Origin of the sequence: Macrococcus bovicus (genome assembly GCF_004359575.1) — a bacterium.
GTDB classification, from domain to species: domain Bacteria; phylum Bacillota; class Bacilli; order Staphylococcales; family Staphylococcaceae; genus Macrococcus; species Macrococcus bovicus.
Window position 1 is genome coordinate 160,227 of the sequence record NZ_SCWF01000002.1, and the last position, 22,453, is coordinate 182,679.

General features: G+C 47.2%; 20 protein-coding genes. All 20 read left to right on the forward strand.

Annotated features, from left to right (window positions below; genetic code table 11):
• Window positions 1–7 precede the first annotated feature (7 nt).
• The 20 genes from mraY (at window position 8) to carB (ending at window position 22,447) form a co-directional block, all read left to right on the forward strand.
• Window positions 8–976, forward strand: a complete 969-nt coding sequence (gene mraY, locus ERX55_RS03520; protein ID WP_133451218.1) for a phospho-N-acetylmuramoyl-pentapeptide-transferase — start codon at window positions 8–10, stop codon at window positions 974–976.
• A gap of 1 nt (window position 977) precedes the next feature.
• Window positions 978–2,330 (forward strand): UDP-N-acetylmuramoyl-L-alanine--D-glutamate ligase, encoded by a 1,353-nt coding sequence (gene murD / locus ERX55_RS03525; protein WP_133451219.1) that lies wholly within the window; start codon window positions 978–980, stop codon window positions 2,328–2,330.
• Entirely contained in the window at window positions 2,312–3,202 is an 891-nt protein-coding gene (locus ERX55_RS03530; protein ID WP_133451220.1) for a cell division protein FtsQ/DivIB, read from the forward strand. Before murD ends, ERX55_RS03530 begins: the two co-directional genes overlap by 19 nt.
• Before the next feature lie 101 nt (window positions 3,203–3,303).
• Window positions 3,304–4,653, forward strand: coding sequence for a cell division protein FtsA (ftsA, locus tag ERX55_RS03535; protein ID WP_133451221.1), 1,350 nt, complete (start codon window positions 3,304–3,306; stop codon window positions 4,651–4,653).
• Between the two features lie 29 nt (window positions 4,654–4,682).
• Window positions 4,683–5,846, forward strand: a complete 1,164-nt coding sequence (gene ftsZ, locus ERX55_RS03540; protein ID WP_133451222.1) for a cell division protein FtsZ — start codon at window positions 4,683–4,685, stop codon at window positions 5,844–5,846.
• A gap of 67 nt (window positions 5,847–5,913) precedes the next feature.
• Window positions 5,914–6,666: a peptidoglycan editing factor PgeF gene (gene pgeF, locus ERX55_RS03545; protein WP_133451223.1), complete on the forward strand. Its 753-nt coding sequence runs from the start codon at window positions 5,914–5,916 to the stop codon at window positions 6,664–6,666.
• Window positions 6,666–7,316, forward strand: a complete 651-nt coding sequence (locus tag ERX55_RS03550) for a YggS family pyridoxal phosphate-dependent enzyme (protein WP_133451274.1) — start codon at window positions 6,666–6,668, stop codon at window positions 7,314–7,316. Before pgeF ends, ERX55_RS03550 begins: the two co-directional genes overlap by 1 nt.
• A 9-nt stretch (window positions 7,317–7,325) precedes the next feature.
• A complete protein-coding gene (locus ERX55_RS03555) occupies window positions 7,326–7,814 on the forward strand; it encodes a cell division protein SepF (protein ID WP_133451224.1) in 489 nt (162 codons plus the stop codon).
• Entirely contained in the window at window positions 7,811–8,104 is a 294-nt protein-coding gene (locus ERX55_RS03560; RefSeq protein ID WP_133451225.1) for a YggT family protein, read from the forward strand. The genes ERX55_RS03555 and ERX55_RS03560 overlap by 4 nt, the downstream gene beginning before the upstream one ends.
• Before the next feature lie 58 nt (window positions 8,105–8,162).
• Window positions 8,163–8,933 carry a YlmH family RNA-binding protein gene (locus tag ERX55_RS03565; RefSeq protein WP_133451226.1) on the forward strand — a complete coding sequence of 257 codons (771 nt, stop codon included), beginning with the start codon at window positions 8,163–8,165 and terminating at the stop codon, window positions 8,931–8,933.
• 21 nt (window positions 8,934–8,954) lie between these two features.
• On the forward strand, window positions 8,955–9,458 hold the full coding sequence (locus tag ERX55_RS03570) for a DivIVA domain-containing protein (protein ID WP_279512550.1): 504 nt from the start codon (window positions 8,955–8,957) through the stop codon (window positions 9,456–9,458).
• 210 nt (window positions 9,459–9,668) lie between these two features.
• Entirely contained in the window at window positions 9,669–12,392 is a 2,724-nt protein-coding gene (ileS, locus tag ERX55_RS03575) for an isoleucine--tRNA ligase (protein ID WP_133451228.1), read from the forward strand.
• Between the two features lie 133 nt (window positions 12,393–12,525).
• Complete coding sequence (gene lspA, locus ERX55_RS03580) at window positions 12,526–13,017, forward strand: signal peptidase II (protein WP_133451229.1); 492 nt, start codon at window positions 12,526–12,528, stop codon at window positions 13,015–13,017.
• Complete coding sequence (locus ERX55_RS03585; protein WP_133451230.1) at window positions 13,004–13,909, forward strand: RluA family pseudouridine synthase; 906 nt, start codon at window positions 13,004–13,006, stop codon at window positions 13,907–13,909. The genes lspA and ERX55_RS03585 overlap by 14 nt, the downstream gene beginning before the upstream one ends.
• A 181-nt stretch (window positions 13,910–14,090) precedes the next feature.
• Window positions 14,091–14,615 (forward strand): bifunctional pyr operon transcriptional regulator/uracil phosphoribosyltransferase PyrR, encoded by a 525-nt coding sequence (gene pyrR, locus ERX55_RS03590; protein WP_133451231.1) that lies wholly within the window; start codon window positions 14,091–14,093, stop codon window positions 14,613–14,615.
• A 99-nt stretch (window positions 14,616–14,714) separates the two neighbouring features.
• A complete protein-coding gene (locus ERX55_RS03595) occupies window positions 14,715–16,022 on the forward strand; it encodes a uracil-xanthine permease family protein (RefSeq protein WP_133451232.1) in 1,308 nt (435 codons plus the stop codon).
• Window positions 16,023–16,033: 11 nt separating this feature from the next.
• Window positions 16,034–16,912 (forward strand): aspartate carbamoyltransferase catalytic subunit, encoded by an 879-nt coding sequence (locus ERX55_RS03600; RefSeq protein ID WP_133451233.1) that lies wholly within the window; start codon window positions 16,034–16,036, stop codon window positions 16,910–16,912.
• A 1-nt stretch (window position 16,913) separates the two neighbouring features.
• Window positions 16,914–18,194, forward strand: a complete 1,281-nt coding sequence (locus tag ERX55_RS03605) for a dihydroorotase (RefSeq protein WP_133451234.1) — start codon at window positions 16,914–16,916, stop codon at window positions 18,192–18,194.
• Window positions 18,187–19,281, forward strand: coding sequence for a carbamoyl phosphate synthase small subunit (locus ERX55_RS03610; protein ID WP_133451235.1), 1,095 nt, complete (start codon window positions 18,187–18,189; stop codon window positions 19,279–19,281). Before ERX55_RS03605 ends, ERX55_RS03610 begins: the two co-directional genes overlap by 8 nt.
• Complete coding sequence (gene carB / locus ERX55_RS03615) at window positions 19,274–22,447, forward strand: carbamoyl-phosphate synthase large subunit (RefSeq protein WP_133451236.1); 3,174 nt, start codon at window positions 19,274–19,276, stop codon at window positions 22,445–22,447. The genes ERX55_RS03610 and carB overlap by 8 nt, the downstream gene beginning before the upstream one ends.
• The last annotated feature ends 6 nt before the right edge of the window (window positions 22,448–22,453 follow it).

The following is a 22,453-nucleotide window of genomic DNA, read 5'->3' on the forward strand; positions in this document are numbered from 1 at the left end:
AACTAATATGAAGACAATTATTTTTGCACTGAGTGCTTTTATTCTGACCGCTATCCTCGTGCCGATCTTTATCCCCTTACTGAAACGCTTGAAGTTCGGCCAGTCCATTCGCCAGGAAGGACCTCAAAGCCATATGAAGAAAAGTGGAACACCGACTATGGGAGGGCTGACTTTTCTGCTGAGCACTTTACTGCTGAGCCTGATCGCCCTGCTGTTTGTGGAAGACCGTGGTCCTATCATACTGCTGATATTAGTGACACTTGGTTTCGGGCTTATCGGTTTTATCGATGACTATATCATTGTGGTGAAAAAGCATAATCAGGGGCTGACATCAAAGCAGAAGTTTCTCTTGCAGATTCTGATTGCTGTATTGTTCTATTCTGTCAGCCGTTTTCTAGGGCTGCTTGAAATCAGTACAACAGTCAACATTCCATTCACTGATGCAGGGTTACCGTTAGGTATTCTGTATATTGTGTTCATCATTTTCTGGCAGGTCGGTTTCTCTAACGCGGTCAACCTGACAGACGGTGTTGATGGTCTGGCGACCGGGCTGTCCATCATTGCTTTCGGCTGCTATGCCTATCTGGCTGCTGTACAGCAGCAGGCAGGCATCATGCTCTTCACACTGATTCTGATCGGCAGCTTGGCAGGGTTTCTCCTCTACAATAAAAATAAAGCCAAGCTTTTTATGGGAGACACCGGATCGCTTGCCCTCGGCGGCATCATCGCCACTGTCTCAATTATGCTGAACCAGGAACTGACGCTTCTTTTCATCGGCCTGATGTTCGTAGCAGAAACATTATCAGTGATGCTGCAGGTGGCCTCATTCAAGTTAACCGGCAAACGTATTTTCCGTATGAGCCCGCTTCATCACCATTTTGAACTGGGCGGCTGGAGCGAGTGGAAGATTGTCCTCGTCTTCTGGGCAGTCGGCTTAATCAGCGGCTTGATCGGTATTTATTTAGGAGTGAACTAATATGAAAAATGTGACAGATTATCAAGGTCAGCACGTCCTTGTACTCGGCCTTGCGAAAAGTGGTTATGAGACGGCTAAACTATTATTGAAGTTAGGGGCGACTGTGGTCGTCAATGACGGCGGCTCCCTTGAAACGAGTGAGGATGCGCAGGCGCTGCGGACGCTTGGTGTGCGCGTCATTGACCAAGGCCATCCGCTTTCGCTGCTGGATGATACTGACCTGATCGTCAAAAACCCGGGCATCCCTTACCAGATAGAAATTCTGCAGGAGGCTAGCAGACGCAGCATTCCGATTATCACTGAAGTGGAGCTCGCTTATCGCATCCATGAGGGACGCACGATTGCCATCACAGGGACCAACGGTAAAACGACGGTCACTTCACTTATCGGCGATATGTTCAAGCAGAGTGACGTGAAAGGGCATCTGAGCGGTAATATCGGATACGTCGCCTCAAAAGTGGCGCAGGAAACAGCACCGGAGGACTATATGCTGACGGAGCTCTCATCCTTCCAGCTGATGGGGATTCAGACCTACCGGCCGCACATCGCCATCATCACGAATATTTATTCCGCGCATCTGGATTATCATGGCACGCAGGATGAATATGTCCGCGCCAAACTGAATATCTTTAAAAACCAGACAGCTGAAGATTTCCTCATCTTCAATTCTGACCAGAAGGCCTTATTGGATGACAGCGACATAAAAAGCCAGGTTATTTACTTCTCGACGTCACAAGAGACCAACGGCAGCTATATTAAAGCGGACAAAGTTTATTTCAGAGATGAATTCATCATTGATGTAAAGGATATTGTTCTGCCAGGTAAGCATAACCTCGAGAATGTGCTGGTCAGTGTGGCAGCCTGTAAACTCGCAGGGCTCCACAACGAAGCGATCATTAAGACGCTGACAACATTCAAAGGCATCAGCCATCGACTGGAGTTTGTGACAGCACATAACGGGGTGCGCTACTACAATGACTCCAAAGCGACCAATACACTCGCTGCGTCATTTGCCCTTGACGCCTTTAATGAACCGGTACACTGGATCTGCGGCGGGCTCGACCGGGGCAATGGCTTTGAGGATTTAGACCGGCATGTCGAGCGGGTGAAACGGATGTATATTGTCGGTAAGACTACTGAGAAGTTGAAGTTATTTGCTGATCAGCACGGCATTATGTATACCATCTGTCAGGACGTGAAAGATGCGGTCAATCAGACGGCAGACTATACGAAGGCCGGAGAGGTAGTCCTGCTTAGTCCGGCCTGTGCCAGCTGGGATCAATACAAGACATTTGAAGTGCGCGGTGATGAGTTCATCAGACAGGTCGGTGTCATATGTCAGATGAACGATTAAAGCAGCTGAAACAAGGTGGACGTCAGAAAAGAAAAAGAAAACGTAGAATCCAGTTCGCTATTTTTATGGCGGTGATCTGTATGGTCACGTTAGTCCTTCTATATATGTTTACAGGCATCAGCTATGTCAAAGACGTGAAGATTGCAGGCAATCATCTGATTACTGATAAGAAAGTCAGCGAAATACTGGATATAGGGAAGAACAGCCGCATCTATACACTGCCCGTCACTGAGATGGAGCAGAACCTCCGGCTGCAGGACGGCGTGAAAAACGTCGAGATTCAGCGTCATTTCCCGAATCAGGTCGATGTGAACATACAGGAATATGCGGTGCGTGCCATCGTCGCTGATGGCAGCACCTATCATCCGGTGCTCGAAAACGGTCAGATCCTGAAAAAGCAGCAGGCTGATAAATCGGGTCCGATCTTGAATGACTTTGAAGGCAGTGACAGGGTAAGGATGATTGATATCCTCAACCGGACGGAAGAGTCCATCCGCAATAACATGTCTGAAATCAACTTTCTGCCTAATCGTGAGGCTTCTGCCCGTGTTCAGATCTTTATGAACGATGGACTGGAAGTGATCGGTGATTTACGAACGATGGGCGACAAGCTCAACTATTATCCGGGTATGATGAAGGATATTCCTCGAGACTCTAACGGCAATCTGATCAAACCAGGTATCATTGATCTGGAGATAGGGGCCGTCTTTATTCCATATGAATCAAAAAAAGCGGAAGAGAAGCGGCTTGAAATTGAAAGTGAAATAGAAGCGAAGAAAGAACGGGACAAGAAAAAACACGATGATAAAATGCAGTCTCTTAAAAAGAAACTGGAACGGCAGAAAGAGAGCAAGACTGCTGAACAAGGATGAAGCAATATATGAGGTGTAAAACCGTTTTTTTGTTCACAATGACGTATGAATCATGTAAACTTAAAATAGTGTAAAAATTAGAAAAAAGGGGTGCCTATAGAATGGAAGAACATTACTATGTAGCCATAGATATCGGCTCAGCGAGTGTAAAGGTGGTTGTTGGCGAGAAGTTTCATAACGGAATTAACGTCATAGGCACAGGCCAGACATTCACAGATGGGATCAAACGTGGCGTCATCGATGATTTTGATGTCGCGAAGCAAGCGATTTCAGACGCACTTAAAAAAGCCAAGATTGCTTCTGGTGTCGACATTAAAGAAGTCTTTGTCAAGATGCCGGTTATTCATACAGAGATCCTTGATATTGAGAATGCGATTCAGTTCAACGGCGAATCGACTGAAATCACAGGCCAGCATATAGAAGATGTCCTTGATTCAGTTCGCGATAAATATCAGGCAGACAACACAGAGATCATCGGTGTCTATCCGAAACTCTTCATCGTCGACGATATTCATGAAGTCAGCGATCCAAAAGAGATGGTAGCCACTCAGAGTCTCGCTGTTGATGCAGGTGTGATCACCATCAATCGCTCTCTGCTCGTCAATACTTTAAGATGTGTGGAAGCATGTGGTGTCGAGGTGCTGGATGTCTATTCAGATGCCTTCAACTATACCCATATTCTGACACCGACTGAAGTTGAACTCGGTGCCTGCGTCATTGATATCGGTGACCAGCTGACACAGGTCGCCTTCTATGAGCGGGGTGCATTATTTGATGCGGACAGCATTCCGGTCGCAGGCAGCCACATTACAAACGATGTCGCGCAGGCCCTGAACACTTCCTACGATAAAGCGGAGCGCATCAAAGAGCAGTACGGTCATGCGTTTTATGATAACGCAAGCGAACAGGACGTATTTCATGTCACGCAGAACGATAAAGAGGAAGAAGCGGCTTTCAATCAGAAAGAACTCAGCGATTACATCGAGGCGCGTGTCGAAGAAATCTATGAGGAAGTATTCGAGCTGCTGCAGGAAATGGGCATTGATAAAGTGAACGGCGGTTTTGTCATCACCGGCGGCACGGCCAATATGCTCGGCATCAAAGATCTGCTGCAGGACATGGTGAATGAGAAGGTCCGCGTCCATATACCGACTCAGATGGGCATCAGAAAGCCTGAATTCTCCTCAGCAATCGCGACCATCTCAAGTGGTATTAACTTTGATGAACTTCTTGATTATGTTACAATTAATAATCATGAAACACCTGTGGAAGAACAGTACACAGTTTCCGAGGAAAAATCCAAACCAGCTAAAGGTTTATTTAAACGAAAAAATCAGGTCAATGTCGAATCAGGTGAAACAGTGACTGTTAAATCTGACGATATTGATGAAGAAGTAAAAGAAGAACAACCAGGATTAATGAAAAAAATCATGAAATCATTATTTGAATAATGGCCATTACAGTATAGGAGGAAAAGGGAATGTTGGAATTTGAACAAGGATTTAATCATCTGGCTACATTAAAAGTCATTGGTGTCGGTGGAGGCGGTAATAACGCAGTCAACCGAATGATTGAACACGGTATGAACAATGTTGAATTCATCGCAATTAATACTGATGGCCAAGCATTAAACTTATCAAAAGCCTCATCAAAAATTCAGATCGGTGAGAAATTAACGCGTGGATTAGGAGCGGGTGCCAATCCTGAGATCGGTAAAAAAGCCGCTGAAGAATCACGCGAACAGATAGAAGATGCCATCCAAGGTGCGGATATGGTATTCGTCACTGCTGGTATGGGCGGTGGTACAGGTACGGGTGCAGCGCCGGTCGTGGCCAAGATTGCTAAGGAAATGGGCGCGCTGACAGTCGGTGTCGTGACTCGTCCGTTCTCATTTGAAGGCCGTAAACGTCAGACACAGGCAGCAGCTGGTGTAGAGGCGATGAAAGCAGCTGTCGATACACTGATCGTTATCCCGAATGACCGTCTACTTGATATCGTCGATAAATCAACACCGATGATGGAAGCCTTCAAAGAGGCAGACAATGTCTTACGCCAAGGGGTACAAGGTATCTCTGACTTGATCGCAGTATCCGGTGAAGTCAACCTGGACTTCGCTGACGTTAAAACGATCATGTCCAACCAAGGTTCAGCATTGATGGGTATCGGTGTCGCTTCGGGTGAGAACCGTGCAATGGAAGCCGCTAAGAAAGCCATCTCTTCACCTCTTCTTGAGACTTCAATCGTCGGTGCACAAGGTGTCCTGATGAATATCACAGGTGGCGAATCGCTGTCACTGTTCGAAGCACAGGAAGCTGCCAACATCGTTCAGGATGCAGCAGATGAAGATGTCAACATGATTTTCGGTACAGTCATCAACCCTGAACTGCAGGATGAAATCGTTGTCACTGTGATTGCGACAGGATTCAATGATAAGCCGGTCCGCCCGACGACGAGTACACCGGTAAGAGAAACGCCAAGAGAAGAGCGCTATGAGTCACAGCAGACTTCATACGTACAGCCTTCTTATTCGCAGTCACAACCACAGACTCAATCCCAGCCTAAACAGACTGAATCACGTGACAGTGACCTCGATGTACCAAGCTTTTTACGTGACCGTTCACGCTCACGCCGTACAAGAAGATAACCAGACTATTCAATCGGTCCTATCGTCACTCAGGTGATCGTGGGGCCTTTTTTGTTAGGAGAAGCTGATGTATACAGAACTTAAACGAGTTGATAATAAAGTAATCGGTATCACAGAGAGACAAGGCGGATTCAGTCCTTATCCGTCAGATGCGATGAATATGGCGCTCTATATCGATGATGAAGCTGAAAATGTCATGCTGAATCAGCAGCGTCTCGCTGAAGCGATTGATTTCAGTCGTGAGAACTGGGTTTTTCCGATCCAGACGCATGGCAATAAGATAGCGGAAGTGACGCGGGCTGACAGAGGAACGAATATCAGCGAACTGACAGAAAGTCTGCATGGGATCGATGGCTTATACACGTATGACCAGGGTGTGCTCCTGACGATGTGTTTTGCCGACTGTGTCCCTGTCTATCTATACTCGGACCGGGATGGATTTATTGCACTCGGACATGCAGGCTGGCGCGGGACACAAGGTGAGATCGTCCAGAAACTGATCGCAGCCTATCCGTCACCTGAGCACTTACACTGTGTCATCGGCCCGTCAATCTGTGCGGACTGCTACGAAGTGAATGCAGACATTAAAGGACAGTTCAGCGCGGATACTGAACGCTATTTTGAGCTGAAAGACAACGGCAACTACAAAATCGACCTGCAAGGTATCAATAAAATGCTGGCGCTACAGGCAGGCATACCCAGCGATCAAATTGTCATCAGCGGCATCTGTACAGCAGAGGACGACCGTTTCTTTTCTTATCGCACTGAAAACGGTAAGACAGGCCGCATGCTAGCTTTTATAGGAACGAGGGAACAATGATGGATGTAAAAGACAATCTGAAGGCGATCAATGAGGAAATCGAGGCAGTGACAGCACACCCTCCCACTGTTATCGCCGTGACAAAATATGTTACAATAGACCGAGCACAAGAAGCCTATGATGCGGGTCTCAGACATTTCGGTGAGAACCGGATTGAAGGGTTTCTTGAAAAGAAAGCAGCCCTGCCGCAGGATGCGACATTTCATTTCATCGGCTCTTTGCAGACACGAAAAGTGAAAGAGGTCATCAATGAAGTCGACTACCTGCATTCACTGGACCGCCAGTCGCTTGCTGATGAGATAGAGAAGCGCGCAGTGCATACGATCAGATGTTTTGTCCAGGTCAACGTCGCAGGTGAAGACTCCAAACATGGTTTTGCACCTGAGGAGGTCATGTCCTTTGTCGAAGGCCTGAAGGATTTTGAGAAGATAGAGGTCGTCGGTTTAATGACGATGGCACCACATATTGAAGATCAGACCCAGCTCCGTACATACTTCGCTGAACTGAAGCGACTGCAGCAGAAGATCGCTGCACTCGGCCAGCTGAATGCGCCGTGTACAGAACTGTCGATGGGGATGAGTAATGATTACTTGTCTGCCATCAGTGAAGGGTCAACATTTATTAGAATTGGGACTAAGTTAGTCGGATAGGAGGCTGTCATGGCGATTAAAGATGTATTTAAAGGATTCTTTGTCATTGATGATGAAGATAATGAAAACGAAGTTTATAGCAGTGAGGATACAAGAGAAGAGCGGTTGCGTGCACAATCTGTCCAGAAGCAGTCAGCACCTGCACCTGTGAAACAGATCAAGACGACTGAAAAACGTGTCGTTAAACCTAATGTGGTCAACATCAAACCGGAGCCTGTATCTGCCAGTTCAAAGATGTGTCTCTTTGAGCCACGAGTATTTTCAGATACACAGGATATTGCAGATGAGCTGAAAAACAGAAGGGCGACCCTGGTCAACCTTCAGCGCATTGATAAGATCTCTGCGAAGCGTATCATCGATTTTCTGAGCGGGACGGTCTATGCCATAGGGGGCGATATACAGCGTATCGGCCAGGATATATTCTTATGTACACCAGATAATGTAGAGGTGGCAGGCAGCATCACTGAGATGCTGGATGCGCCAGAGGAGGAAGAATGAGCTTAGGGGTTATTGCAGCTATCTTAAATGGCATCTTATTTTTACTGACGGTTTATTTCTACGCCATTATTATCTATATCTTTATGTCGTGGATACCGGGCTTAAGAGAATCATTCATCGGCGAATGGATCAGCAGATTTGTTGAGCCTTATCTTGAGATCTTCAGAAAGATCATTCCGCCGCTCGGCATGTTCGATTTTTCACCGATCGTAGCGATCTTTGTCCTGCAGATGTTCCAGCGAGGGCTTGTCGCTATCTTTAATCAGTTTATCGTACCGATGTTTATGTAATTAGAGAAAATAATCTCATGCAGGTGAGGTTATTTTTTTATCTGAAAGGACAGTTAGAATGAATATCATGCAGCATTTCAGAAACGAGGAGCAGGCTGTCATCAGGAGTGCCATGCAGTTCTGTGAACGGGTTGACCAGACCTATGCACCTGTTCTTACCCCTTTTCTTGATCCACGTGAACAGTATATCTATTCAGTCGTTGCGAAGCAGGCAGGTGTCAATATCTCATGCTTCGGGGGCGATGAGCAGAGTGAACGTCAGCGTGCTCTATTAGCACCTGATTATTTTGAGGCCGCTGAAGAAGACTTCGAATGCCAGCTGATTGAAGTTCATTATCCGGATAAATTTGTCACATTATCCCATCGCAACCTGCTAGGGTCGATCATGCAGACCGGCATCAAGCGTGAGCAGCTCGGAGATATCAGAGTAAGCGCACGGATTCAGTTCGTCGTCACGAATCAGATGGCGCTTTACCTGCAAAGAGAGCTGACAAAAATCAAAGGTGCTGCGGTCAAGTTAGAGCCCGTGCCTTTTACTGACATGATACAGTCAGAGGCGCATTATCAGACACAGTCGACGACGATTGCGAGTCTGAGGCTTGATGCGGTCATTCAGCAGCTGACGCGTAAATCTCGCGCAGTAGCTCAGAAGATGATAGAGGCAGAGCATGTCAAAGTCAATCACAGTGTGATCACAAAGACGAGCTTTACGGTCGAAGAAAGTGATTTAATTTCAATTAAAGGCTATGGCCGTGCTAAAATAGCTTCGATAGGTGATCGTACTAAAAAAGATAAAATCAGAGTGACGTTTGAGACGTTGTTCAATTAGAGGTGAAAAAAAGTGGAATACATGCCAAGAGATATCGAGATGAAACAGTTTAATATCGTTCACAAAGGACTGAATGAGAATGAAGTCAGAGATTATTTACGTGAACTCAGTGATGAACTTGAGAAACTGCGCGAGGAAAAAGCAATGCTGCAGCGTATCATAGATGATAAAGATGAGAACATCAGCCGTTTCCGCGCTGTCGAGAATACGATAGGCGAGGCGCTGGTCGTGGCTCAGCGTGCAGGCGATGAGATCAAGGCTTCAGCAGGCATGCAGGCAGATGTCATCATCAAGGACGCCCAGAATCATGCTGATATGCTGGTCAACGATGCGATGCAGAAGGCACGGGAGATTGCATTCCAGACTGAGGATATGAAGCGGCAGTCAAAGATATTCCGCGCCCGTTTCCAGATGCTTGTGCAGGCGCAGCTTGATTTACTGCAGAATGAGGACTGGGATTATCTGCTCAACTACGATTTAGAGACTAAACCTATTGAACAAACACCTGATAATAAGGTAGAATAAGATTAATATTGATGAAGACGGTGCTCGTGTCCTCATATCTTCCAGCGAACTGACGATGGTGCAAGGTCAGTATATGAGACGAGTACGGATCACTTTGTCCTTAATTAAATATGTTAATGAGTGAACTCCAGGAGTTAAGCAGGGTGGTACCGCGGATTGATCCGTCCCTGCACTTCTGGTGTTTTTTATTACTAAAATGGAGATGATATGATGGATTATAAAGAGACATTACTGATGCCTAAGACCGACTTTCCGATGCGCGGCGGCTTACCGAACAAAGAACCACAGATTCAGGAAAAATGGAATGAACAGGATTTATATCATAAAATCCTGGAGAAGAATGCCGGCAAACCGACTTATATTCTGCATGACGGACCTCCTTATGCGAACGGCCAGATTCATATGGGTCATGCGCTGAATAAAGTGATCAAAGACTTTATCACGCGCTATAAGGCGATGACGGGCTTCAACGCGCCGTATGTCCCGGGCTGGGATACACACGGTCTGCCGATTGAACAGGCACTCACTAAAAAAGGTGTGAACCGTAAAGAAATGTCTGTCGCAGAATTCCGTGAACTGTGTAAACAGTTTGCGCTGGAGCAGGTCGAACTGCAAAAAGCAGACTTTAAGAGACTGGGTGTCAACGGGGACTGGGATAAGCCTTACATCACGCTGCAGGAGAAATTCGAAGCGGAACAGATTCGTCTTTTCGGTGATATGGTTAAAAAGGGCTATATCTACAAAGGGAAAAAACCCGTCTACTGGTCTCCTTCAAGTGAATCTTCTCTAGCAGAAGCAGAAATTGAATATCAGGATAAAGTATCGCCTTCTATCTATGTTGCTTTTGACACGAAGGATGGTCAAGGTAAAGTCGATGCCGGTGTTAAGTTCGTCATCTGGACAACAACGCCGTGGACAATCCCGTCTAACGTTGCCATCGCTGTGAATCCAGCACTGAATTATGTGCAGGTCAAAGTAGATGAATCCTCTTATATCGTTGCTCAGGCGCTGCTTGACTCCGTATGTGAAAAAGTAGGCTGGGACAAAGATGCCGTTGTCATCGAGAAGGAATTCAAAGGGACCGATCTTGAATACATTATGACGCAGCATCCGTTCATCGACCGTGAGTCACTCGTCATTCTCGGCGACCATGTCACAACTGATGCCGGTACAGGATGTGTTCATACCGCACCAGGTCACGGGGAAGATGACTTTATTGTGGCACAGAAATATGACCTGCCTGTGATTTCTCCACTCGACGATAAAGGGGTCTTCACAGCAGAAGCAGGTGAATATGAAGGCATCTACTATGATAAGGCCAATAAACTGATCACTGAGAAACTGACAGAAGTGGGTGCACTCTTAAAACTTGAGTTCTTCACTCACTCCTATCCTCATGACTGGCGTACGAAGAAACCGGTTATTTTCCGTGCGACACCGCAGTGGTTTGCGTCTATCAATAAAGTGCGTCAGGATATCCTGGATGCCATCGAAGAGACAGAATTCAAAGTCGACTGGGGTAAAACCCGCATCTATAACATGATCCGTGACCGGGGTGACTGGGTGATCTCCCGTCAGCGTGCATGGGGCGTTCCGCTCCCTGTCTTCTATGCGGAGAATGGTGATATCATCATGGACGAGGCTGTCATTGAGCACGTCGCGACACTGGTTGAAGAGCACGGTTCGAACGTCTGGTATGAACGAGAAGCAAAAGACTTGTTACCGGAAGGTTTCACTCATGCCGGCAGCCCGAATGGCGAGTTCACGAAAGAGACAGATATCATGGATGTCTGGTTTGACTCAGGTTCTTCACACCGCGGCGTTTTAGAAGCGCGCGAAGAACTATCATTCCCGGCAGACCTCTACTTTGAAGGCTCTGACCAGTACCGCGGCTGGTTCAACTCTTCTATTACAACAGCGGTGGCGACACGCGGTCAGTCACCTTACAAGAAACTGCTGTCTCATGGTTTCGTCATGGATGGTCAAGGCCGTAAGATGAGTAAGTCTCTCGGCAACACGATCCTGCCTGAGAAAGTTGTTAAACAGATGGGTGCAGATATCATCCGCCTGTGGGTGATGTCAGTGGATTACCTGGCAGATGTACGTATTTCAGATGATATTCTGAAGCAGGTTTCTGAAGTTTATCGTAAAATCCGTAACACGTTCCGTTTCTTACTCGGTAACGTCAATGATTTCGATCCTAAAAATGCGGTTGCTTATGAAGATTTAGCTGAAGTTGACCGCTATATGCTGAACCGTCTGTATGATTTTGTCGGTCATGCACACAAGCATTACGAAAATAACGATTATCTCTTCATCTATCAGGAATTGCAGAACTTCATCAATGTTGAACTCAGCAATTTCTATCTGGACTACGGTAAGGACATTCTTTATATCGAAGCAGAGGATGCACCTATCCGCCGCAGCATGCAGACCGTCCTCTATGAAATCTTAGTCTCACTGACAAAAGTGCTGGCACCGGTTATCCCGCACACGGCTGAAGAGATCTGGGGACATACACCGCACGTTACTGAAGAAAGTGTTCATTTGACGGATATGCCGGAGACGCATGAAGTTGACAGTCAATTAGTCGAGAAATGGGAACGTTTCCTGACGATCCGTGATGATGTCCTGAAAGCGCTGGAAGAAGCACGTACAGAGAAAACAATCGGTAAGTCACTGGAAGCAAAAGTGACGGTCTACGTTGAAAATGCTGAAGACAGAGCTATTTTAGAGTCAATGGACAATCTTCATCAGCTGTTTATTACCTCACAAGCGGTCCTGACAGACAAGAAAGCAGGAACCGATTATGTATCAGCAAATGTCCTGGTAGAGAAGGCGGAAGGCGAAAAATGCGAACGCTGCTGGAACTACTCAACTGAACTGAACGATGAGCATCTCTGCCCACGCTGTGCAGCGGTGGTCGCTGAATAAGAGAAACGCCGCATCCCGAGGATGCGGCGTTTTTATGCAAATTAATAATTTATTTTAAATATGTTATGTAAACTTATTATTATAAGACGGTTTCATCAATCTATGGTAGAATAATTGAGATTGGAGTGAAAACATGAATAGAAAATATAATCTGCATCTGATGCTGCCGCTTGCTCTTTTTCTTATGGCAGCTGATCAGCTGACAAAATGGATTATTGTCAAGACGATGAATATCGGTGACTCCGTATCTGTCATCGGTGATATCTTAGAGATTACTTCCCATCGTAATTACGGTGCAGCGTGGGGCATGCTGCAGAATCAGATGGTCTTCTTCTACATCATCACGCTTGTCGTGCTGATGGCCATCATTTATTTCTACAGAACTGAGGCACCGTTCAAGCCCGTGATGCAGCTGGGGCTGACGCTTATTTTCGCGGGTGCTGTCGGCAACTTCATCGACCGCTTGTTCAGAGGGAATGTCGTCGACTTTATTGATACGAAGATCATCAACTATGATTTCCCGATATTCAATGTCGCAGATGCCTGTCTGACTTTGGGTGTCATCGTACTGATTTATGAGATTTTAATGAATGATAGTAAGGAGAAAAAGCATGCAAACATTTAATTTTGAAGTACAGGAAGAAGAGGTCGGTCAGCGTATTGACAAATATCTGACAGACTCAAACAGTGACTGGTCACGTAATCAGATTCAGGACTGGATCAAGAATGGTTTAGTCGTCGTCAATAATAAGCCCGTCAAGGCGAATTATAAACTGCGGATGGACGATGAAATTGTGGTGACCGAAAAACCAGTGGAAGAAGTCGATCTTGTCGCTGAAGACCTTGGAATTGAGATCTACTATGAAGACAAAGATGTCGCGATTGTCTATAAGCCGAAAGGAATGGTGGTTCATCCGGCACCGGGTCATCCGAACGGCACGCTGGTCAATGGTCTGATGTATGCCATCAAGGACTTGTCCGGCATCAACGGCGAGATCCGTCCGGGCATCGTCCACCGTATCGACAAAGATACATCCGGATTACTGATGATTGCGAAGAATGATATTGCCCATCGCGGATTAGTCGAGCAGCTGGTTGATAAAACAGTGACCCGTAAATATACAGCGCTCGTTCATGGCGTGATTCCTCATGAGTTCGGTACGATTGACGCGCCGATCGGCAGAAATCCGCGTGACCGCCAGGAGATGTCCGTGCAAGATGATGGTAAGCCAGCAGTGACCCATTTCAATGTACTGGAGACATTTGATAAATACTCATTGGTTGAATGTCAGCTTGAAACAGGCCGTACCCATCAGATCCGTGTGCATATGAAGCATATCGGCTATCCGCTCGTCGGTGACCCGAAATATGGTCCGAAGAAGACATTGGATATAGGAGGCCAGGCGCTGCATGCTGGCGTCATCGGCTTCAATCATCCTGTAACGGATGAATACATTGAGCGTTCAGCAGATTTACCGGAGTATTTCGTCGAACTGATCCGTAAACTGCGCAAATAACAAACCGTTTTTGATGACGTCGCCTTTAAAGGGTGAAACTTGCATTTGACATCAATCTGCATTATGGTAAGATGAATATAACTTAATCACGTTGCTTTTAACTGAGTCCAGAGAGGCTCATAAGGCGTTGAGCAGGATAACCTCACGTCTATTTGACGTGAGGTTTTTTAGGAGGGTTATGATGAAACAGCGGATTGTACTTGACGACAAGGCGATTGACCGGACTCTGACGCGTATAGCGCATGAGATCCTGGAGAATAACAAGGGCACACAGAATCTGGTGCTGCTCGGTATCCGTACACGCGGCGTCTTCCTCGCTGAACGTATTCAGGCGAAGATTGAACGGATTGAAGGGATCACTGTGCCGACAGGTGTGCTTGATGTCACTAAATACCGGGACGATGTGACGGACCGGGTAGATACAGATGTCCAGGCCTTTGAGATTGATGCGGATCTGAATGGCAAACATGTGGTCATTGTGGATGATGTCCTTTATACAGGCCGCACAGTGCGTGCTTCCCTGGATGCCATCCTGGACCACGTGCGTCCGAACCGCATCAGTCTGGCGACGCTGGTCGACAGGGGACACCGTGAGCTGCCGATTCGTGCGGACTTCATCGGCAAGAACATTCCGACGGCGCTCAGTGAAGAAATCATCGTCATGCTTGATGAAGTGGACGAAAAAACACAAGTCTATATTAAATAACTCTTTTAAATCGGTACGAGAGACCGGCAAAGGGTGATTAAGTGAAAACTTAAGCCTCTTTGCGTACGCAAAGAGGCTTTTTTTAAAAGGAGAATATACATGCAGATGAATGAAGAGATTTACGACAGAACAGTGGAACCGATTTATGATGTTCATGAAAAACCGAAAAAAAGTGAATGGCTGCTGCTCAGTTCACAGCACTTATTCGCGATGTTCGGTGCGACAGTCCTCGTCCCTTATTTGACGGGCCTGCCTGTCTCAGCTGCCTTGATTGCATCAGGTCTCGGCACGCTGCTGTACATCTTGATCACGAAAGGCCAGATTCCGGCTTACCTCGGCTCAAGTTTTGCTTTTATCACGCCGATCATTGTCGGCTTAAAGACGCATGAGCTCGGAGAAATGCTTGTCGCCCTCTTTATGTCAGGGCTGATGTATGTCATTATCGGCTTCCTGATTAAACTGAGCGGCACTGACTGGCTGCTGAAACTGCTGCCGCCGGTCGTCGTAGGTCCGGTCATTATGGTCATCGGACTTGGCCTGGCACCGGTTGCAGTCAATATGGCGATGTACACAGATAGTGGTGCAGCGACCGGCTACAACGGCAAGTATCTCATTATTGCAGGCGTCACTTTACTGACAGTGATCGCGTTCAATATATTTGCAAAAGGCTTCTTCTCCATCATTCCGATTCTGATGGGCATCATCACAGGTTATATGACAGCCGTGATGCTCGGGGTGGTAGATTTTTCTGGCATTGCTAAAGCACACTGGCTGCAGCTGCCTGATATTTATATGCCTTACCGCGATTACACGCCGACATTTGACTGGGTACTCATCATGGTCATGATACCGATTGTCTTTGTCACAGTGAGTGAGCACATTGGTCATCAAGTGGTCATCAATAAGATTGTCGGCCGCGACTTCTTCAGAAATCCCGGACTGCACCGCAGTTTGATGGGAGACGGCATCTCAACTATGGTCGCTGCATTGATCGGCGGGCCACCGAGCACGACGTACGGTGAGAATATCGGCGTGCTGGCCATCACCAGAATCTACAGTATCTGGGTCATCGGCGGGGCAGCTGTCCTTGCTCTTATTCTGGGCTTCGTCGGCAAGTTCACTGCGCTGGTCTCCAGCATTCCGACACCTGTCATGGGCGGTGTATCCATCCTGCTCTTCGGTATCATTGCAGCAAGCGGCTTACGGATGCTCGTTGAGTCAAAAGTCGATTTCGGTGATAAACGCAATCTGATCATCGCATCTGTTATTTTAGTACTCGGTATCGGTAAAGCACACATTGATTTCACGGTACAGAACATTCATCTGAACATTGAAGGTATGGCGCTTGCCGCGCTGGCAGGCATCCTGCTGAACCTGATCTTACCTGAAGCAAAAGTACACGAATAGGAGCGGATATAATGGATAACTTCTTATCAATCGCACATCTCTCTAATGAAGAAATCATGTCGATCATCACTCAGGCACAGCGTATCAAAGCAGGTGAAGTCGAACGTTTCGCGGGCTATGCCGCTAATCTTTTCTTTGAGAACTCGACCCGAACCAAATGTTCATTTGAAATGGCTGAGCGTAAACTCGGGCTGGATGTCATTCCGTTTGAGACGTCAACTTCATCTGTCACAAAAGGTGAAACACTTTATGATACAGCAAAGTCACTGGAAAGTATCGGCGTCGATGTCCTGGTCATTCGCCATCCTGAGAACGAGTACTATAAAGAGCTCGTCAATCTCGGTATACCAGTCGTCAATGGTGGGGATGGCAGCGGTCAGCATCCGAGTCAGTGTCTGCTGGACTTGATGACTATCTACGAAGAGTACGGTACTTTTGAAGGACTGAACGTACTGATCTGCGGTGATATCCTGAACTCACGTGTCGCACGCAGCAATCAGGAGGCACTGACAAGACTCGGTGCGAAAGTACGCTTTGCTGCTCCGGACTACTGGCAGGACAAAACGATTGATGCAGAGTACGTCAAGATTGATGACGTGATAGAAGAACTGGATGTCTGTATGCTCCTTCGTGTCCAGCACGAACGGCATAACGGCGGCAAGACGTTTGAGGAAGCCCACTATCACCATGAGTTCGGTCTGACTGGTGAGCGTTACAACAGAATGAAGGATACGGCAATTGTCATGCATCCGGCACCTGTCAACCGCGGAGTGGAGATTGAATCACAGTTAGTGGAAGCAAGTAAATCACGGATCTTCAGACAGATGGAAAATGGCGTCTATACAAGAATGAGTATTTTAAGTCATATTCTGAAAAAGGGAGAGAAATAGAATGAGTACATTACTGCGAGGCGGACAGATTTTAGAGAATGGCCAGCTTGTTGAAAGGGACATCAGAATAAAGGACGGTAAAATTTCAGAAATCGGTGAACACTTAAATGTTTATAATAGTGAAATCATTGACTTGAACGGCCAGTTTGTGTCAGCAGGATTCATCGATGTACACGTCCATTTACGTGAGCCCGGCGGTGAGCACAAGGAGACGATCGAGACAGGTACAAAAGCAGCAGCGCGCGGAGGATTCACGACGGTCTGCCCGATGCCGAATACACGTCCGGTTCCTGATACAGTGGAAAACCTAGATCGACTGAATAAAACGATTCAGGACAATGCAGTGTTACGCGTGCTGCCCTATGCCTCTATCACAGAGCGTCAGCTGGGCGAGAAGCTGGTGGACTTTAAGGCACTGAAAGAGCACGGCGCATTTGCATTCACTGATGACGGTGTCGGTGTCCAGACGGCTTCTGTGATGTACGAGGCCATGCAGCAGGCAGCGAAGCTCGACATGGCGATTGTGGCCCACTGCGAGGATAACTCACTGATTTACGGCGGCGCTATGCATGAAGGTAAAGTATCAGAGAAGCTCGGGATTCCTGGAATCCCTTCTATATGTGAGGCTGTCCAGATTGCGCGTGACGTTCTGCTCGCTGAAGCAGCAGGCTGTCACTATCATGTCTGTCATGTTTCAAGTAGAGAGAGCATCAGAGCGATTCGCGATGCAAAGAAAGCAGGCATCAATGTAACAGCTGAAGTCACACCGCATCATCTGCTGCTGAACGAGAATGCCATCACTGAAGATGATGCGATCCTCAAGATGAATCCACCGCTGCGTTCTAAAGAGGATCAGGAAGCATTGATTGAAGCACTGTTAGACGGCACAATCGATTTCATCGCGACAGACCATGCACCACACGCGGCAGAAGAAAAAAATCAGCCGATGGTCAAAGCACCGTTCGGCATTGTCGGCAGCGAGACAGCTTTCCCGTTACTTTACACAAGATTTGTTAAAGACGGTGACTGGACGCTTGCACAGCTCGTTGAATATTTGACAACAAAACCGGCAGATGTCTTTAAACTGCCCTATGGCAGGCTCGCAGTTGGAGAACCGGCAGATATTGCTGTTATTAATTTAGATGAAGAGTATGAGATTAAAGCAGAAGACTTCTTATCAAAGAGTTCAAACACACCCTTTATCGGAGAAAAAGTCTTCGGTAATGTGACTTTGACACTGGCAGAAGGGAAAATCGCTTATCAGGAGGGGCAACATGCGTAAACAAAGATTTTTAGTACTGGAAGACGGCACGATTTTTAAAGGCTACCGTTTCGGCAGTGAGAAGGAGACAGAAGGGGAAATCGTTTTTAATACAGCGATGACAGGTTATCAGGAAACACTGTCTGATCCTTCCTATACAGGACAGATCATCACTTTCACCTATCCGTTAATCGGTAATTACGGTATCAACCGTGATGACTATGAGACGTTGAATCCTTCATTAAAAGGGATGGTCGTGCGTGAGGCGTGTGAACTGCCAAGCAACTTCCGTAATATGGCTTCACTTGATGAGACACTGAAAAATTACGATATTCCGGGGATTGATGGTGTTGATACACGTAAACTGACACGCATTATCCGCCAGCACGGTGTACTTAAAGCAGCATTTGTTAATGAGGAAGCGGATGTAGAAGCGACTATTGCAAGTTTAAAAACAGCTGAATTTCCGACGGATGAAGTGGCGCAAGTATCTACAAAGACCGCCTATGTCTCAACAGGTAACGACTTACGCGTTGTGCTGATTGACTTCGGCAAAAAAGAGAATATTGTCCGTGAGCTGAATCTACGCGGCTGTGATGTCACAGTCATGCCCTGGAATACAACAGCAGAAGAGATCCTGCGTTTACGTCCGGACGGCGTGATGCTGTCAAACGGACCGGGTAATCCGGAAGTCGTGCAGGAGGGCATCCAGATGATCAATGGCATTCTCGGTAAAATACCATTCTTCGGCATCTGCCTCGGTCATCAGCTCTTTGCCCTTGCATGCGGTGCCTCTACATTCAAGATGAAATTCGGTCACCGCGGTGCGAATCATCCGGTCAAGAACCTGGCGACCGGTAAAATTGAGATCACATCTCAGAACCATGGCTACTCAGTAGACCCTGAAACAGTGAAGGATACTGATCTAGTGATCACACACGTCGCACTGAACGACGGCACTGTCGAAGGTCTGCGCCATAAAGAACTGCCGGCATTCTCAGTGCAGTATCACCCTGAAGCAAGTCCAGGGCCACACGATCCAAACTACTTATTCGATGATTTTATTCAGATGATGAACGAAAATAAAGGGAGTGTCATGAATGGCTAAACGTAATGATATTAAGACTATACTCGTAATCGGTTCAGGTCCGATTATTATCGGGCAGGCAGCAGAATTCGACTATGCAGGGACTCAAGCCTGTCTTGCGCTACGCGAAGAAGGCTATCGCGTGATCCTCGTCAACTCTAACCCGGCGACCATCATGACGGATACCGAGATAGCGGACAAAGTCTATATCGAGCCGTTGACCCTTGATTTTGTGGCGCGCATCATCCGTAAAGAGCAGCCGGACGCACTGCTGCCGACACTCGGTGGTCAGACTGGACTGAATATGGCGGTCCAGCTGCACGAGGCAGGTATTCTGGAAGAGAATAACGTGACGTTGCTCGGCACGAAACTGTCATCCATCGAACAGGCGGAAGACCGCGACCTATTCCGCAGCCTGATGAATGAACTCGGCGAACCGGTACCTGAAAGTGATATCGTCAACGATGTGCAAGGAGCCGTTGATTTTGCGAATGACATCGGCTATCCGGTGATTGTACGCCCTGCATTCACGATGGGGGGAACTGGCGGCGGTATCTGTCATGACGAACAGGAACTGATTGAAATCGTGACGAACGGTCTGAAATACTCACCGGTGACTCAGTGTCTGATTGAAAAATCTATCGCAGGGTTCAAGGAGATAGAATATGAGGTCATGCGTGACTCCAATGACAACGCAATCGTCGTCTGTAACATGGAGAACATCGATCCGGTCGGCATTCATACAGGGGACTCAATCGTTGTGGCACCGTCTCAGACATTATCAGACAGAGAATACCACATGCTGCGTGACGTTTCGCTGAAAATCATCCGTGCACTTGAGATTGAAGGCGGCTGTAACGTTCAGTTAGCGCTTGACCCGCATTCCTATAATTATTACATCATTGAGGTCAATCCACGGGTATCACGTTCTTCTGCGCTTGCTTCTAAGGCGACAGGCTATCCGATTGCTAAACTTGCTGCGAAGATTGCAGTCGGTCTGACACTTGATGAGATGTTAAACCCTGTTACAGGGACAAGCTATGCAGCATTTGAACCGGCACTCGACTATGTCGTCTCTAAAATTCCGCGGTTCCCGTTCGATAAGTTTGAGAAAGGTGAGCGGGTCCTCGGCACACAGATGAAAGCGACAGGCGAAGTGATGGCAATCGGGCGCACATACGAAGAATCATTACTGAAAGCGATTCGCTCACTTGAATATGGAGTGCATCACCTCGGTCTACCTAATGGTGAAGAGTTTGAGCTGGATTTCATCAAGCAACGTATTCTGGAGCAGGATGATGAACGTCTGTTCTTCATTGGTGAAGCACTGCGTCGCGGCGTGACACCTGAACATATTCATGAGCTGACTAAAATCGATCTCTTCTTCCTGAATAAAATGCAGCACATCATCGATATTGAACATGATTTAAAGGAACATCCGGGAGATATTGATCACCTGATCTGGGCCAAAAAATATGGTTTCAGTGACCGCGTGATTGCTCACCGCTGGAATATGTCAGAACGGGAAGTCTATGACTTAAGACAACAGCATCAGATTCTACCGGTCTATAAGATGGTCGATACTTGTGCCTCTGAGTTTGAGTCAAACACACCTTACTTCTACGGCACTTATGAAACAGAAAACGAATCAGTCGTGTCTGATAAGAAGAAAGTCATTGTGCTCGGGTCCGGTCCGATCCGTATCGGTCAAGGGGTTGAGTTTGACTATGCAACGGTCCACGCGGTATGGGCGATTCGTGAGGCCGGTTACGAGGCCATCATCATCAATAATAACCCTGAAACCGTATCAACAGACTTCTCCATCTCGGATAAACTGTACTTCGAACCGCTGACGGAAGAAGAAGTGATGAACATCATCAATCTTGAGCAGCCGGAAGGGGTTGTCGTCCAGTTCGGTGGCCAGACCGCTATCAACCTGGCGGATAAGATTGAAAAGTACGGCGTTAAGATATTAGGGACTTCCCTTGAAAACCTGGACAGAGCGGAAGACCGCAAGGAATTTGAAGCGCTGATGCAGAAGATCGGGATCCCGCAGCCGCTCGGTAAAACAGCCACTTCAGTGGAGGAGGCTATAGCCAACGCTAACTATATCGGTTATCCCGTGCTGGTTCGCCCTTCATACGTTCTGGGTGGCCGCGCCATGGAAATCGTCTACGATGAGCAGGAACTGACCAGCTATATGACGCAGGCAGTGAAAGCAAGTCCTGAACATCCGGTGCTGATTGACCGTTATCTGACCGGGAAGGAAATCGAGGTTGATGCTATCTGTGACGGTGAAACGGTCGTCATTCCAGGTATTATGGAACATATTGAACGGGCGGGTGTTCACTCAGGCGACTCAATCGCTGTTTATCCGCCGCAGAGCTTATCACAGGAACATATTGCTACACTGGCAGACTACACAGAACGTCTCGCACGCGGCTTAGAAATCATCGGTCTGCTCAATATCCAGTTCGTTATTGCGGACGACAAAGTCTATGTCCTGGAAGTGAACCCGCGTTCAAGCCGGACCGTACCTTTCTTAAGTAAGATCACAGAAGTTCCGATGGCGAACCTGGCAATGAAGGCCGTGTTAGGTGAGAAACTGACTGACAAAGGCTACTCAAATGGTCTCATCCCTTTCAAAGAAGGGGTCTTCGTTAAAGCGCCGGTCTTCAGCTTCAGCAAACTTAAGAACGTCGATATTACGCTGGGTCCGGAGATGAAATCTACCGGGGAAGTCATGGGTAAAGATGTCACATTAGAGAAAGCCCTTTATAAAGGCCTGGTTGCCAGCGGACTGCAGGTCAAGGATCATGGTACAGCACTGGTGACAGTCGCAGATAAAGATAAGGCAGAAGTGACTGAACTTGTTAAACGTCTGCATAATGTCGGTTACCGCATCATGGCGACAAAAGGCACAGCGCAAGCTTTAACAGAAGCGGGTATTCCGGTTGTTGAAGTCAGCAAGATCGGTGATGAGCTGAACTTGCTGGATGTCATCAAGGATGGTCGTGTCCAGCTCGTCATCAATACGATGACAAAAGGGAAGCAGTTTGAGCGGGATGGTTTCCAGATCAGACGTGAATCAGTGGATAACGGTGTTCCATGTCTGACATCTTTGGATACAGCACGTGCCTTAATCGATGTCATTGAAAGCATGACATTTAATATGAATCAGATGTAGGAGGAT